Source organism: Dendrosporobacter quercicolus, from assembly GCF_900104455.1.
GTDB lineage: Bacteria > Bacillota > Negativicutes > DSM-1736 > Dendrosporobacteraceae > Dendrosporobacter > Dendrosporobacter quercicolus.
On sequence record NZ_FNHB01000016.1, the window covers coordinates 1 to 13,351 of the forward strand.

The 13,351-nt window shown below is 48.9% G+C and carries 14 protein-coding genes and 1 riboswitch; of the genes, 11 read left to right on the forward strand and 3 right to left on the reverse strand.

Annotated features, from left to right (window positions below):
- The coding region (locus BLR06_RS18105; protein WP_217636941.1) for a hypothetical protein at positions 1-255 on the reverse strand (255 nt) is incomplete at its 3' end.
- 299 nt (positions 256-554) lie between these two features.
- Between BLR06_RS18105 and BLR06_RS18110 the strand changes: the two genes are divergently transcribed.
- Positions 555-1,433 carry a DNRLRE domain-containing protein gene (locus BLR06_RS18110; RefSeq protein ID WP_092075001.1) on the forward strand — a complete coding sequence of 293 codons (879 nt, stop codon included), beginning with the start codon at positions 555-557 and terminating at the stop codon, positions 1,431-1,433.
- 68 nt (positions 1,434-1,501) lie between these two features.
- Entirely contained in the window at positions 1,502-1,666 is a 165-nt protein-coding gene (locus tag BLR06_RS19670; protein ID WP_173813107.1) for a hypothetical protein, read from the forward strand.
- Between the two features lie 60 nt (positions 1,667-1,726).
- Here BLR06_RS19670 and BLR06_RS18115 read toward each other — a convergent pair whose 3' ends face one another.
- Positions 1,727-2,116 carry a bacteriohemerythrin gene (locus tag BLR06_RS18115; protein ID WP_092075002.1) on the reverse strand — a complete coding sequence of 130 codons (390 nt, stop codon included), beginning with the start codon at positions 2,114-2,116 and terminating at the stop codon, positions 1,727-1,729.
- A gap of 266 nt (positions 2,117-2,382) precedes the next feature.
- On the opposite strand from BLR06_RS18115, the gene BLR06_RS18120 reads away from it, so the two are divergent.
- The 4 genes from BLR06_RS18120 to BLR06_RS18135 all read left to right on the forward strand — a co-directional run bounded on the left by BLR06_RS18120 (position 2,383) and on the right by BLR06_RS18135 (position 4,660).
- Positions 2,383-2,649, forward strand: coding sequence for an HAD hydrolase-like protein (locus BLR06_RS18120; protein ID WP_092075003.1), 267 nt, complete (start codon positions 2,383-2,385; stop codon positions 2,647-2,649).
- Positions 2,650-2,741: 92 nt separating this feature from the next.
- Positions 2,742-3,503, forward strand: coding sequence for an XdhC family protein (locus BLR06_RS18125; RefSeq protein WP_092075004.1), 762 nt, complete (start codon positions 2,742-2,744; stop codon positions 3,501-3,503).
- A gap of 1 nt (position 3,504) precedes the next feature.
- Positions 3,505-3,816: an XdhC family protein gene (locus BLR06_RS18130; RefSeq protein ID WP_092075005.1), complete on the forward strand. Its 312-nt coding sequence runs from the start codon at positions 3,505-3,507 to the stop codon at positions 3,814-3,816.
- 265 nt (positions 3,817-4,081) lie between these two features.
- Entirely contained in the window at positions 4,082-4,660 is a 579-nt protein-coding gene (locus BLR06_RS18135; protein ID WP_092075006.1) for an ECF transporter S component, read from the forward strand.
- 303 nt (positions 4,661-4,963) lie between these two features.
- Here BLR06_RS18135 and BLR06_RS18140 read toward each other — a convergent pair whose 3' ends face one another.
- Complete coding sequence (locus tag BLR06_RS18140) at positions 4,964-6,670, reverse strand: DUF4127 family protein (RefSeq protein WP_092075007.1); 1,707 nt, start codon at positions 6,668-6,670, stop codon at positions 4,964-4,966.
- Positions 6,671-7,335: 665 nt separating this feature from the next.
- Positions 7,336-7,512, forward strand: a riboswitch (cobalamin riboswitch).
- Between the two features lie 250 nt (positions 7,513-7,762).
- On the opposite strand from BLR06_RS18140, the gene BLR06_RS18145 reads away from it, so the two are divergent.
- The 5 genes from BLR06_RS18145 to BLR06_RS18165 are packed head-to-tail and all read left to right on the forward strand — an operon-like array spanning position 7,763 to position 13,346.
- The gene (locus BLR06_RS18145) at positions 7,763-8,911 is read left to right on the forward strand and encodes an acyl-CoA dehydrogenase family protein (protein ID WP_173813109.1); all 1,149 of its coding nucleotides are present in this window, start codon (positions 7,763-7,765) and stop codon (positions 8,909-8,911) included.
- A 29-nt stretch (positions 8,912-8,940) separates the two neighbouring features.
- On the forward strand, positions 8,941-9,765 hold the full coding sequence (locus BLR06_RS18150) for an electron transfer flavoprotein subunit beta/FixA family protein (protein WP_092075009.1): 825 nt from the start codon (positions 8,941-8,943) through the stop codon (positions 9,763-9,765).
- Positions 9,765-10,793 (forward strand): electron transfer flavoprotein subunit alpha/FixB family protein, encoded by a 1,029-nt coding sequence (locus BLR06_RS18155; protein ID WP_092075010.1) that lies wholly within the window; start codon positions 9,765-9,767, stop codon positions 10,791-10,793. The genes BLR06_RS18150 and BLR06_RS18155 overlap by 1 nt, the downstream gene beginning before the upstream one ends.
- A gap of 15 nt (positions 10,794-10,808) precedes the next feature.
- Positions 10,809-11,948, forward strand: coding sequence for an acyl-CoA dehydrogenase family protein (locus tag BLR06_RS18160; RefSeq protein ID WP_092075011.1), 1,140 nt, complete (start codon positions 10,809-10,811; stop codon positions 11,946-11,948).
- Positions 11,949-11,981: 33 nt separating this feature from the next.
- Positions 11,982-13,346, forward strand: coding sequence for an aldehyde dehydrogenase family protein (locus tag BLR06_RS18165; RefSeq protein WP_092075012.1), 1,365 nt, complete (start codon positions 11,982-11,984; stop codon positions 13,344-13,346).
- Positions 13,347-13,351: the final 5 nt, after the last annotated feature.

Consider the following 13,351-nt stretch of genomic DNA (forward strand, 5'->3'; position numbering starts at 1 on the left):
AGCGTTGGTTTTAATCAACTGATTGCTGGTACCGTCGTTGCCATAGACCAATATACTGTCGGTTGCGGCAGTTAAGTCGCGGACATCAAGATCGGTTGCAGCGACTGTAACACTATCTGTGCTGGTATCAAGCGGCCTGATATTGGTGCGTCCGGTGTTATCAGTAAGTAAGGGGCGGACATTCGCACCGTCAAAGCCGTATAACTGACTTTTTAGCTGCGCAGGCTGATCTTGCAGGACCTTTAAATTAGGCACTTAATATTCCTCCTTTAAAATTAACATAATGCATTACAATATACTTTATGCGTGCAGGTTTCATTTGGTTACCAAATGACGGTTAATAATTGGAATTCTGCAATCGTCTCAGATTTGGTCTGCATTGTGCGAAATTTCCGTTTGAAAAATCTTTGCAATTTCATTCCATATTTCATGACGGAAAGTATCAGTAAGATCATAAAACAGCCTGACAGTCAGCGATATTTTGCTAACTGTCAGGCTGTCTTTATGACAAAATCAATTAGGCGGGAATATGTTACTTATAGGAGGATTTGCTTATGAGGACTATTTTTATAAAGCCGCCGCAACACAACGCCTTTTGGATTACAAAAGGCATATCGGGAAATTGCATGGTTTGCCAGCGTAAGCCGATACTCTTGTTTGGGCGGCAGGCAGGCAGGGTTTATCGCAGCTTACTGCAGTTTGATCTCTCGCCGTTACCTCAGGGACTGATCATTTTAAGTGCAAGGCTTGCCTGTTACATAGGTTATGATGAATGCCCCGGACGGATAAAGACAATTGATGTGTACCAGATTATGTCCAGATATTCTTTAAAAAGAAAATTACGCCGTACGCCCATCTTAACCAATAGTCAACCAATAGACAGTAAGCAAACCGCCAGTGGACCAGCGCAGGTGGTTTGCTTTGATACTACTTCATTAGTGCAGAACTGGTATAGTGGAGCAGCCGTAAATCTGGGAATACTCATTAAGGCTCATGATGAAACCTTGAACGAACTGACAGGACTGGTCAGCAGCAGGCATCCGGACTCCCAGCAATGGCCGTATTTGGAGATTGGTTATCAGGAGGCAGACGCGTCCCCGGGAAAATGCGCTTCGTCAACTCTTGAGCTTCAAAATAATGTAGTAAGTGCTGATGAATGGCAGCAAACGCCAGTTGTTAATATTTTGCGCTTTAATTACTCGTATATTGTTGTTAATACCGGCGCTCACGGGGCGATTGCCGTTTTGCAGCAGAGCGCCGACGGCCGCAGCTGGCAGGATGAAAGCGGTATATGCCGAATTGCGGCCGGCCAGTCGGCGGCTTTGATTCCGGGGTTTATTGTAAAATACGCCAGGCTGTGCTATAAGTCGCAATTTGCCGGTGAAGCCACCGCCTTAACTATATATTTACAAGGGCGAACGAGCGGGCGGTAAAGGTACAACATTTTCCATCGCTCAGCAGACTTTTTTTGCTATTTTGTGGTTAGACTAATTTTGAGGTGATGATGATGGACAAACTGCGCAGCTTGCTGGACAATACGATGTCCGATGTTTCTGAACGGGAGCAAATCTGCTGTCGTGACAATGCACCTGACGATCAGGATTTGGCGTTTCCGCCGGTTGCAGCTCCTAATCCACCCCAAAAGAATGAAAAAAAAGCAAAGTAAGTTGTATACAAAAGGACGGCAAAAAGCCGTCCTTTTGTATAACAACTGATGAATGCGGTACTAGCCGGCGATGAGTTTGTCTTTTTTCAGTATATGGTCATCAATCCAGTTAATCACGAATTCAAGAATGCCTAATAACGCTTTATCCTGGTTCCGGTCAAGATTATTCAGATCAATATTGTTTATTTTCTCAATAAAAGCAACATGTTCAACTTTATGGGAAAGAAATTTTTTATACCCAACGCTTAGCATATATTCTTCCTCCGAGTTGAAATGATAGATCGTATAGTCTTTGAGTTCTTCTAAAATAGCAATAATCTCGTCGTATTTATCAATGTAGAGATCGTTTTTTAACAGAGTTAGCGCTGATCCGGCAATTTCAAGCAGTTTTTTATGCTGATCGTCAATTTGTGTTATCCCTGTTTCGTAATCTTTTTTCCAGTTTATCACTGGGATTGGCCTCCTTTATACGTCGAAGTTAGCTCTGGCAGGCGGTATTGATGTCTTATACCGCTGATCATGATAAGCCGTATTAAGTACTAATAATTCCATTATACCAATATTGATTTTTTCTTCAACCCCCAATGACAATTCAGCAGACAATTTTAATCTGTATTAGACAATACGCAGGGCAACTGCTAAAATGTGATTATGAGATATTGAAAGGGGCCCAGTCTGTTATATGATACAATACTGATCTGCGAAGATTTTTTCTGTTGGTAGCAGGCAGCAATCTTGATGGAACCAGAGCTGAAAAAAATGCAGTTATTGCGTTTGTGCGCTCTGAACTGCCTGAGACCGATCCGGCGGGGATGATCATGGTGGGAGACCGCAAGTACGATGTGCTGGGGGCGAAAAACAACAAAATTGCGGCGGCGGCAATTGGTTATGGCTATGGCAGTCAGGCTGAACTTAAGGCAGCTGAACCTGACTATCTATTGGCAACCGTTCAGGAACTACACCGTTTTCTGCAAGAGAATTGATTCCTTTCGGGCAATGGGAATGACAGGCATACTTACCGGACTAGGCTGCGACTGGTCCGCTTCAATGCTATATAAGTTGGCGGAGGATTTGTATGGACATTTTTGCAAAACTCAAAATTTTAGTGGAACAAGCCTGTTCCGCCGACCTGATTACCGTTATTGCCGCCCCCGGACAGCAAGCCTCGGCTGTGGGGCAAATGCTGGCTGTTCCCGCAGGGCAGGCGCAGGTTGGACTGCTTGTTGACGCAGCCTTTACGGCGGGGGTGATACAGTACATTCAGACCCTGACATGGACAGCCCCGTGTTTAATTGAATTTGAACATGAAGGGCGTTATCAGTTATTCTGGGATAAACTGAGCGGCAGCCGTTGCGCGTTAGTGCTGGGCGCCGGGCATATCAGTCAGCCGGTAGTGGAATTGCTGGCTATGCTTGACTATAAAGTCACAGTAGTGGATGATCGTCCTGAGTTTGCCAATTGCGCCCGTTTCCCTCAGGCAGAGGTAATTTGCCGAAGCTTTGACCGGGTCATTGCAGAGCTGGCGTTAGAAAGCTACGCTGCCGTTATCATTGTTACGCGGGGCCATCGCTATGATTTGGATTGTTTAAGAGCAGCTCTGCCGCGCGCTGCCGGCTATATCGGCATGATTGGCAGCCGGCGGCGGGTTCGTTTGGTATTAAATATGCTGGCTGAGGAAGGCCTGGCTGAAGAACTGCTTCGCAGGCTGAAATCGCCGATCGGCCTGGATATTGGCGCGCAGAGTCCTGCCGAAATTGCTGTCAGTATTGCGGCCGAGATTATCGCAGCAGAGCGCGGCGGCAGCTGCCGGCCGTTAAGCAGCAAACAGGAGTGGTGAGATGGAAATAAGTATCCTTGAAGCTATTTGCCGTAACCGGCAGCAGGGCCTTAAGGCAGCTCTGGTTACCATCATTGACACACGGGGATCTACGCCCCGTAAAGCGGGCAGTAAAATGCTGGTGCAGCCTGACGGAAGGATTACCGGAACGATTGGCGGCGGCTGCGCCGAGGCTGAGGTCCGGCTGCAGGCGTTGCATGCAATTGACGCCGGGCAGTCGTTTGTCTATCAGGTTAATATGCTCAACGATGCGGCCGCCGATGAAGGAATGGTATGCGGCGGTGTTATGGAGGTTTTCATCCAGGTTGTATAAGAAAATGCAAACAGGAAACTGCTTGCATTTTCTTAACGCCCTGTAGGTAAATTTCTGATACTGAACTGTTTGCTCCCGGAATTTTTCTTCAAGGGGAACAGCGGAACATGACTGCGGCAGGTATCTTTGCGGCGAGCAGGAGTTTGGGCTTTTTTGTTGAACGGTAATATTGATATAGTCGGTATTCTGTTAGAAACCGAACTTGACATAGCGGCAGGTTATATTCGACTTATATCCTTAAGGAATAAGAGCGGAGGGTATGAAGATGGAAAAACGTATTCAGCATAAGTCTAAGGTTAGAAAAATGGCGGTTGTCGGGATGTTGTCGGCGATCTGCGTAATCCTGGGGCTAACAGGCTATGGATTTATCCCGCTGCCTATGGCAAAAGCTACGATTATGCATATTCCGGTGATTATCGGGGCTTTGCTGGAAGGCCCGGCCGTTGGCCTGCTGATAGGGTTAATCTTTGGTTTGTTTAGTATTTTTCAGAATATGGCAGCCCCTAATTTGTTGTCATTTGCCTTTATTAATCCCTTGGTTTCAGTATTGCCAAGGGTATTGATTGCTTTAACAGCGTATTATTCCTACCGGCTGCTGTCAGGGCGGCGGGAGTTTGTTGCGATTGGCTTGGGTGCGGCAATTGGTTCCCTGACCAATACCATTGGCGTTTTGGGCATGATTTATCTGCTGTATGCGGCTGATTTCGCAGCCGCCCGCGGGATCAATCCGGATACCGTATTCAATGTAATTGCCAGTATTGCCGTGATGAACGGCCTGCCGGAGGCTTTGGTTTCAGTGTTAATTACCATCCCGGTGGTGGTTGCGGTCAGAAAGGTAAAATAGAATGCGGCTATTCCGCTCCTGCATGGGCAGTCCGCCAGCCAGCCTTCTGCAGGCAGTCCAAAAAAATCAGCTGTCTCAACAGGGAGACAGCTGATTTTTGTTTTAATAACCAAATGTACGGCCTGTCTGACAATAACAGGTATAATTTGGCAGAACGTTGCGTATAATATACCGTTAAGGCTGCCGCTCCAGTACTGCACCACCCTGAAGTTCAGCTACGGCCGGTTTCCGTAAGCGCCGCCAGTTGGCATACGCCGGTATGCCTCGATTCCGCGGCCTTGTCTTGCGGGAATTCGTCCGCCATCAGCCCGCAGTTTCAAGATTGTCGCAGTACAAGTTCTGAAAATCATGGGTAATGCTGCGATTTTCCATCCGGTGGAAATCCGGCGTTTCATGGCTGGCGCACTCGGCCGGCAATTGAAAACGACTTTCCTTTGTGGGGATTGTTCCTACAGGTGGTTTGATTTCTACGGTGATTTCAAACATCCGGTGCCAGGGGAAGACTGCCTGAACGGCAACAGGATCCAGCCAGAGGTATTGCCGGGTAAACTTTTGCAGGCGCTCGTTGAGCTCTGGCAGCAGCTCAGGCTCCAGGTAGGCGATGTATTCGGGGTTGGCATAGTTTGGGACGATCCTATTCCGGTAAAGGTCTTTTCTGATATTAGCCTGATAGGCCCAGTCGTCGAGGTAGCGGATTGCCAGCAGCAGCTGGCGCGTTTTTGCATTCATGCCGCGGGCCAGCATGCCCTGCGCCACACTGTAGCCCATGGTATTACTGGCCGTATTCCAGCCGGAATAAGCGCTAAGCCGGTCCAGCAAATGCTGCTGGTGAAAGGCGTTTAATAAGGAGTTGTCAGACCCGTTGTCAAAGGCAATATCGGCAACCGCCACCGGAATGCCCTGGTTTAACCACTCGCCGATATCAGCGGCAAATTGGCGGGTGTATAGGTTATCCATTGCAAAGTTTTCAAATACTTCAGCTTCGGCTGTCTTGCCGTTTAATGGAGTGTTGACGGCCAGGATTAAATCAGGAGCGGCTGATTTGTCCGCCGGCCTGCCGCCGGCAGCCAGGATATGGTCGCGAATGGTTTGGTCAATTGGCTGGTCTTCATAACCGGCAGTTGTTGCTCCGCCTTTGCCAAGGGTATAATGAACGGCCACCGCCGGTTTTTGCCCGGTAAGCTCGTTATAAGCCCTGGCTAGCAGAAGGATGCCCAGTTGGTCGGCTCCGGGGAAAGCCAGATATTGGTTGTCCGCCAGTCCGCGGGTAAACTTGGTAAGCCAGCGGGCTTCACGGTGAGACTGGGAAAAAGGGGCGGTGTCGTCCCGGCCAATAATGAGATAATCAAACAAACCGTTGCGGGCCAAATCTACGAGCCGGGTATTAAGCTGGAAATTCTTTTCTCTGCGTTCCAGCCAGTCGGCCAGATATTCCGTCGGAATGGCTGCTTCCAGTGTGGCCATGGTTGTCCGTTCAACCGGCGTCAAGGCCTGAATTTCCCCTTTGTCTCTTAAGGCTGTCAGCTGGAAAATTTCCCGGCCGTAATGCTCATAATAAAGCGGTTCGACAACTGCCGAATCGGTTTGCGGCGATCGCATCAGCGTACTGAAAACATAAATAGGCATGTCGGGATATGCCTTACGCAAGGTGTTGTAATTTTGTAAGCGCCAGCCGAGCTCGAGGCGGCTAAAGCTGTGTATGCGGGAATCCACCAGACTGCCATACAACAATGCGTCATTTGACAATACTAAGGCATCCGCCGAGGCGGCATTGGCTTGTACCCACTCCCATAACCGCTCAGGATTGCCATTGCGGTTGCGGCCGCCAAGATAATCAACCGGCGGCGTTAAAATTGTCCAATCCACCGCTTTGACGGTGTCTGCCGCATAATCCAGTGATACCGGCCGGTCATCCAGTGGTACATACAGGATGGTTTTAGCCCACGCAGGAGGCAATATCAAGGCCCAGGCAAGACTGAAAACTACAAGTTTTAACCAAAGAAACTTCATTTTTCCCCCTTCTTAACTGTGGCAATATTTGTATAAAAATGGCCTCAATAATTGTCTTATTTACTATATCACATTTCCGTATTTTAAAGAATAATGTCGAAAATAATCTTTATGCAGCTTCGTCTGTTTTGTTGCAAAGCAGACGAAAAAAGGTTAATTATTTTAATAATAAAAATATTATAATAATTTAAATTATTTGTCTTATTTATATTGACAAATTAGGATTTGATGTGTAATACTTAGCGTGTAAGGTGTTTTGTGAAAAATTTCATAATGTCCAGAATAGGTATCCTTTCGTGCTTAAGCGGGAAGACAGGTAGAAAAGCCAGCGCGCTTCGCCAATGGATATCCGGGGGCCAAAGGCCGCCAGAAAAATTGTCTGTTCGACAATTACCGCTAGTATCTGAGTCAGCAGCTGGCGGATTAGCAACCGGGCAGATTGCCAGCTATGTGAAAAAATTCATAATATCGGCGACAGGCGATTTTAGGCTAATAGGGAAGGGCGGTGCGTTTCCCCCGCATGGCTTAAAAATCTGCAGTAACGACACCGGAGAAATCGGGGGGAGTTACAGATTTTGGTCAAATTCCTGTTGGACAATTACCGTTTGATCTGTAAGCCAGCAAACTGGCTTGGGATAAGTTATAGCAGCATTTTTGCAAAAAATTTTATACCATTCGGAATAGGTGCCTTTAGGGCTTAATAGAGAAGACCGGTGAAAAGCCGGCGCGGTCCCGCCGCTGTATAGTTGAAGAATCTGCAACAACGTCACTGGAGAGATCCGGGAAGGCGCAGAGTTTTGATGAAGCTAAGCCAGAAGAACTGCCTGTTCGACAATCACCGTTTGACCTGCGAGCGATGGGGAGGAGATTACCGGAAAGATTCAAAATTTTCAGGCTTATTTGCCGTGGGAATTTTGAGGTTCCTGTAATAAAAATGTCCCTTTTCGCCAGCGGCGGAGAGGGATTTTGTTTTTGAGGAGGTGATGAAGCGCTAGGCCGGGCGGCAGCACTGATTGATCTGTTTGCGAAAAACTAGCTGTAAATGAAAAATAGTAATTATGCTTTGAGCAAAAGGAAAGGAAGGATATGAATATGGGTTTGTTTACACTTACTGAGGAACAGGAAATGCTGCGCAAAGTGATCAGGGAATTTGTGGAGGCGGAAATAGCGCCCAAGGCTCATGAATGGGACGAACAGAATTATTGTCCGACCGAATTGTTTGGGCTTTTGGGTGAAATGGGCATTATCGGAACTTTTGTTCCTGAAGAATATGGCGGAGCCGGTCTGGGATTTATTGAACGGTCAATTTGCCTGGAAGAATTGGGCAGGCACTCGGCGGGCCTGGCGATCAGCGTAATGGCGCATCAGTTGTGCATGGGCGGGATATTGTTTTTTGGCACAGAGGAGCAAAAACAAAAATATTTGCCTGATCTGGCCAGCGGCAAAAAGATCGGCGCTTTGTCATTAACCGAGGCGACCGGCGGTTCGGATTTTATGGGGCAAAAGTCAACAGGCGAATTTAAGGACGGCAAATGGGTGCTGAATGGCCGAAAATGTTTTATTACCAATGCTGCTGTGGCTGATATTGATCTGTGGACGGTAATTACCGGGAAAAATGAGAAAGGCCGGCCAGTTATGACGGCATTTTTGATTGATAAAGATACACCAGGCCATACTTCGGGCCGGGTTGAGCACAAAATCGGGCTGCGGTCGTCAAACACCGGCGATGTGAGCTGTGTCAATGTTACACTTGGACCTGAGCAAATGCTGGCGCAGGAGGGCAGTGGTCCCAAAATAGCTTTATCCACTATTCAGGAAGTGGGCCGGGCCGGAATGAGCGCCATCAATGTAGGCATTCTGCGGGGCTGCCTGGAAGAGTCGGTCAAGTTTTCCAATGAACGGATTATTTATGGCAAACCACTCAACAAGCTCATGAATATTCAGTTTGCCATTGCGGAGACCAAGCTGGATTATGAAACGGCCTGGCTGCTGACTTACCGGGCGGCGGCGATGAAAGACCAGGGGCTGCCTTGTGCGGGTGAGTTTGCCCAGTCCAAATACCTGGCAACCGAGGGGGCCATACGGTCGGCTAAGCGTACCATTGATTTGATGGGCGGCTATGGCGCAATTAATGAATATCCGGTTGGGCGGTTTTTGCGGGATGCACTGGCCGGTTCGACCGCCGGGGCAACTTCGGATGTGTTGAAAGTCGTCATTGCGGCTGAAACGCTGAAACGCTGATCAACAGCAACAAAAAAGGAGGCAACAGTGTGGGGTTAAATATTGCAGTATGCATTAAATCGGTACCCGATCCCAACGATTACGATAAAATTACGATTGATATGAGAACCAAAACAATTACCCGGACCGGGATTCCGACCATTGTCAATCCTGCGGACAAAAGTGCGCTGGAAGCGGCTCTGCAGGTCAAAGAGAAGTATGGCGGCAAAGTAGTGGTATTTTGCATGGCTCCTCCTGAGGCCAAAAGCGAGTTGTATGAAGCAATGGCCATGGGAGCCGACGAAGCTGTGCTGTTATCCGACCGGGCGTTTGCCGGCGCCGATACGCTGGCGACTTCCTATACTCTGGCGCAAGGGATCAAGCAAAACGGAGCGTTCGATCTTGTCTTTACCGGCACTGAGAGCGCCGACGGCGCTACGGCCCAGGTGCCATCCCAGCTGGCCGAATGGCTGGGTATCGCCCATTTGTGGAATGTAAAGGAATTCGCTTTCAACAACGACCGGGAAATACAGGCCAAAGTCAAACTGGATAATGCGGTTGGCGAATATGTCATTAAGCTGCCGGCTCTGCTGGCTGTAGCCCGTGAAGCCAATAAACCCCGTTATACCAGTGCGATGGGTGTGATGAAGGCCCGCAAGAAACCATTGGCGGTGCTTGGCAAAACCGAACTGAAAGCGGATGAAAGCCTGCTGGGGCAGCAAGGTTCACCCACCTGGCCAGGAGATATCGCTATTCCTTCTATGGCCCGCAAAGGTCAGCAGCTTACCGGAACACCGGAAGAAATTGCAGTTCAGATATTTACTAAATTACGGGCTGCCGGCATCAACTTAGTTTCAAAGGGGGGAATTGGCTGATGCAAAATGATAAAGCATACCGGGGCATTTGGGTCGTGGCTGAGCAAACCGCAGATGGTTTGAGCGGCGTAAGCTTTGAATTGCTCACCAAAGCCAGACAATTAAAGGAGCAGGGCGGGATCAGTGAGCCGGTAACCGCCGTCATTTTGGGGGAGAATCTGGCCGGTTGCCAGGCTAAGCTGGCCGAGGCAGGCGCGGAAGCAGTAATTATCGTTGATCATCCGGAACTGCGTCTTTTTCAAAACGATATCTATGCGGCAATATTGAAAACTTTAGTGGAATTAAAAAAGCCGGAAATTGTTTTAATGGGCGCTACCGCGGCCGGATCAGATTTGGCGCCGACTCTTGGCGCCCGTTTGAAGACAGGCGTGTCGGCGCATTGTGTTGATTTACGGCTGAATGACGATGGAAACCTGGTTGCCGTAGTACCGGCTTTTGGCGGAAAAGTATTGGGTGATATCCTATGTCCTGAACGGCGGCCGCAAATGGCGACGATCCGGCCTGGTATTTTGGGTAAAGCCGCTTGCTATCTTAATGTGGAATGCTCGGTGGAACAATTTGACCCAAGCGCGATCATTGCCGAAGATCAAGGCCGGGTGAAAGCAATCGGCATTACCAGGGAAGAACAAAAAGGCGTTCCGCTGGAAGAAGCCGATGTGGTGGTAGTGGGCGGCTTTGGTTTGATGAGCAAAGAAAACTGGCAATTGATTGAGACCCTGGCGTTAATGCTGGGCGGAGCGGTCGGTTGCACCAGGCCGCCTCTTGACGAAGGCTGGGCGAAAGAATATCAGATGATCGGGACCAGCGGGAAGTCCGTTCGTCCGAAAGTATATATCGGGGTAGGCATATCGGGTGCAACCCATCATGTTTGCGGGATGAAGGACGCCGGGCTGGTTATCAGCATCAATAAAGATGAAAAAGCGCCTATCTTTGAGGTTTCCGATATTGGCGTAACTGCTGACGCCACTGCAATTCTGCCGTTGCTGATTGAGGTCATGCAGAGATATGACGACAATGTCGTTTGCTGATAAGGGGGCTGGGAAGTGAAATTTGATCTGAGTGATGATCAAAAATTGTTGCAGCAGCGGATCGGCGACTTCGCAAGGGACAAAATAGCGCCCGGAGTTGACGAACGGGATGAGAATGAATTTTTCGACCGGACGTTGTATGACGAAATGGGATCGCTGGGACTTACCGGTCTTTGCTATTCCAGAGACTTGGGCGGCTCAGGCGGAACCTATCTGGATTTTGCTCTGGCTGTGGAGGAAGTGTCAAAAACCGATGACAGCTTAGCTTCATCTTTATCAGCCTCCGTATTTCTGTGTCAGTGGCCGATTAGCCAGTATGGCACGGAGGACCAAAAGCAAAAATATCTTAAGCCGCTGGCTGAAGGCCGCCATCTGGGCGCATTTGCTCTCACTGAGCGTAATGCCGGCAGCGATGTGGCCGGCATGCAGACAACAGCGGTCCGGCAGGGCGGCGAATATATTCTAAACGGCGGCAAAATTTTCATTACCAATGGCGGCGAGGCCGAGACCTATGTTGTTTTCGCCATGACCGACCCAGCCAAGGGCAGCAAGGGAATAAGCGCCTTTATTCTACCCAAGGGGCTGCCGGGGTTTAACTTCGGCAAGCGGGAAAAGAAGATGGGAATCCGCGGGTCTGTAACCAGGGAATTAATTTTCGAGAACGTAAAAGTTCCGGCAGATCAGTTGCTGGGCGCCGAAGGTCAGGGCTTCAAAATTGCAATGACGGCGCTGGACGGCGGACGTATCGGCGTTGCCGCGCAGGCTGTGGGCATCGGGCAGGCCGCCCTGGATCATGCCATAAGATATGCCAAAGAAAGAGTGCAGTTTGGCAAGCCGATTGCGAGCCAGCAGATCGTGGCCTTTATGCTGGCCAATATGGCAACCAGGCTGGAGGCGGCGAGGCTTTTGACCTATCAGGCCGCCTATGCCAAAGATGAAGGCCGGCCTTTTTCCAAGGAAGCCGCTATGGCCAAATCGTATGCTTCCGATACGGCTATGGCGATTGCCACTGATGCCGTGCAAATTTTTGGCGGCTATGGATTCAGCCGGGAATATCCGGTTGAGCGGTTGATGCGCAATGCGAAAATAACCCAGATTTATGAAGGAACTAACCAGATTCAGAATATCGTTATTGCTAGCGCATTATTGCGCTAATCTTAAAATTCAATGTAAAGGTTGGGATAAAACATGACAGATGGAGAAATTTTACAAAAAATGCTCAGACAAAGCCGGCAAGCGCAGGCCGAAATTGAAAAGTGCAATCAGGCCCAGGTAGATGGTTTTGTCAGGGCAATTGGCAAGGCTATTTATGACAATGCCGAGCTTCTGGCCCGGGAAGCAGTGGATGAGACCGGAATGGGTGTGTATGAGGACAAAGTGGCGAAAAATAAAGGGAAATCCAGAATGATCTGGCTGAGCCTTAAAGACAAAAGATCAGTTGATATCATAAAAGAGGAACCGGAAAAGGGATTGGTCTATGTAGCCAAACCCAAAGGAGTAATTGCTGCAATTACGCCAACAACCAATCCGGTAGTAACGCCGATGTGCAATGCGATGTTTGCTCTAAAAGGGCGCAATTCGATTATAGTAGCGCCGCATCCCCGGTCCAAGCGTTGCTCGGCTCATGCCGTGGCCTTGATGAACGAGGCGTTAAATAAACTGGGAGCGCCGGAGCATTTGATTCAGATCATTGAAGAACCTACCATGGAACTGACCCAGGGACTGATGGGCGTTGCCGATGCGGTTGTGGCCACCGGCGGCATGGGGCTGGTAAAGGCGGCCTATGCCAGCGGCAAACCGGCTTATGGCGTGGGAGCAGGCAATGTGCAGGTAATTGTGGACAGAGAATACGATTATGAGCAGGCCGCAAAGGATATTATCGCCGGCCGCAAGTTTGACAATGGCATTATTTGTTCGGGGGAGCAATGCGTAATTACGCCCGCGGAAAAGCATGAAGAAATTATGGCTGCTTTTGCCAAACACGGCGGTTATTATATCCGGGAAGCCGAACAAATTGAAAGGTTTCGTAAAGTGATGTTTCCTGAAGGTAAAATCAACACCAAATTGGTTGGTCAATCGGTGCAGCATATTGCCGCAGCCGCCGGGGTTCCTGTACCGGAATGGGCAAAGATCGTCATTTTACAGTCATCCGGCAAGGGTGAACTGGATATTCTGTGCAAGGAAAAAATGTTTCCTTATATGAACACACTTAGCTACAACAGTTTTGAAGAAGCCATTGATATTGCCAAAACCAACTTGTTTTACGAAGGCGCAGGACATACCGCGGTAGTTCACTCTAATAATGAGGACCATCTTAGAGAGGCCGGCCGGCAGTTGCCAATCAGCCGTCTGGTAGTCAATCAGCCTTCCTCCACCGGAGCGGGAGGCAGCATCCATAACGGGTTTAATCCCACCACTACTCTGGGCTGCGGTTCCTGGGGCAACAACAGCATTTCGGAAAATTTAAGCTACGAGCATTTAATCAATGTATCACGAATTGGTTATTTCAATAAGGAAGCAAAGATGCCCGAAGATGCCACCATCTGGAATTAAGGAGG

What these genes read in the sequence shown, in the direction of transcription:
- BLR06_RS18110 (WP_092075001.1), top strand. Translation starts at nt 555, where the DNA reads ATGAGGACTATTTTTATAAAGCCGCCGCAACACAACGCCTTTTGGATT.
- BLR06_RS19670 (WP_173813107.1), top strand. Translation starts at nt 1,502, where the DNA reads ATGATGATGGACAAACTGCGCAGCTTGCTGGACAATACGATGTCCGAT.
- BLR06_RS18125 (WP_092075004.1), top strand. Translation starts at nt 2,742, where the DNA reads ATGGACATTTTTGCAAAACTCAAAATTTTAGTGGAACAAGCCTGTTCC.
- BLR06_RS18130 (WP_092075005.1), top strand. Translation starts at nt 3,505, where the DNA reads ATGGAAATAAGTATCCTTGAAGCTATTTGCCGTAACCGGCAGCAGGGC.
- BLR06_RS18135 (WP_092075006.1), top strand. Translation starts at nt 4,082, where the DNA reads ATGGAAAAACGTATTCAGCATAAGTCTAAGGTTAGAAAAATGGCGGTT.
- BLR06_RS18140 (WP_092075007.1), bottom strand. Translation starts at nt 6,670, where the DNA reads ATGAAGTTTCTTTGGTTAAAACTTGTAGTTTTCAGTCTTGCCTGGGCC.
- BLR06_RS18145 (WP_173813109.1), top strand. Translation starts at nt 7,763, where the DNA reads ATGGGTTTGTTTACACTTACTGAGGAACAGGAAATGCTGCGCAAAGTG.
- BLR06_RS18155 (WP_092075010.1), top strand. Translation starts at nt 9,765, where the DNA reads ATGCAAAATGATAAAGCATACCGGGGCATTTGGGTCGTGGCTGAGCAA.
- BLR06_RS18165 (WP_092075012.1), top strand. Translation starts at nt 11,982, where the DNA reads ATGACAGATGGAGAAATTTTACAAAAAATGCTCAGACAAAGCCGGCAA.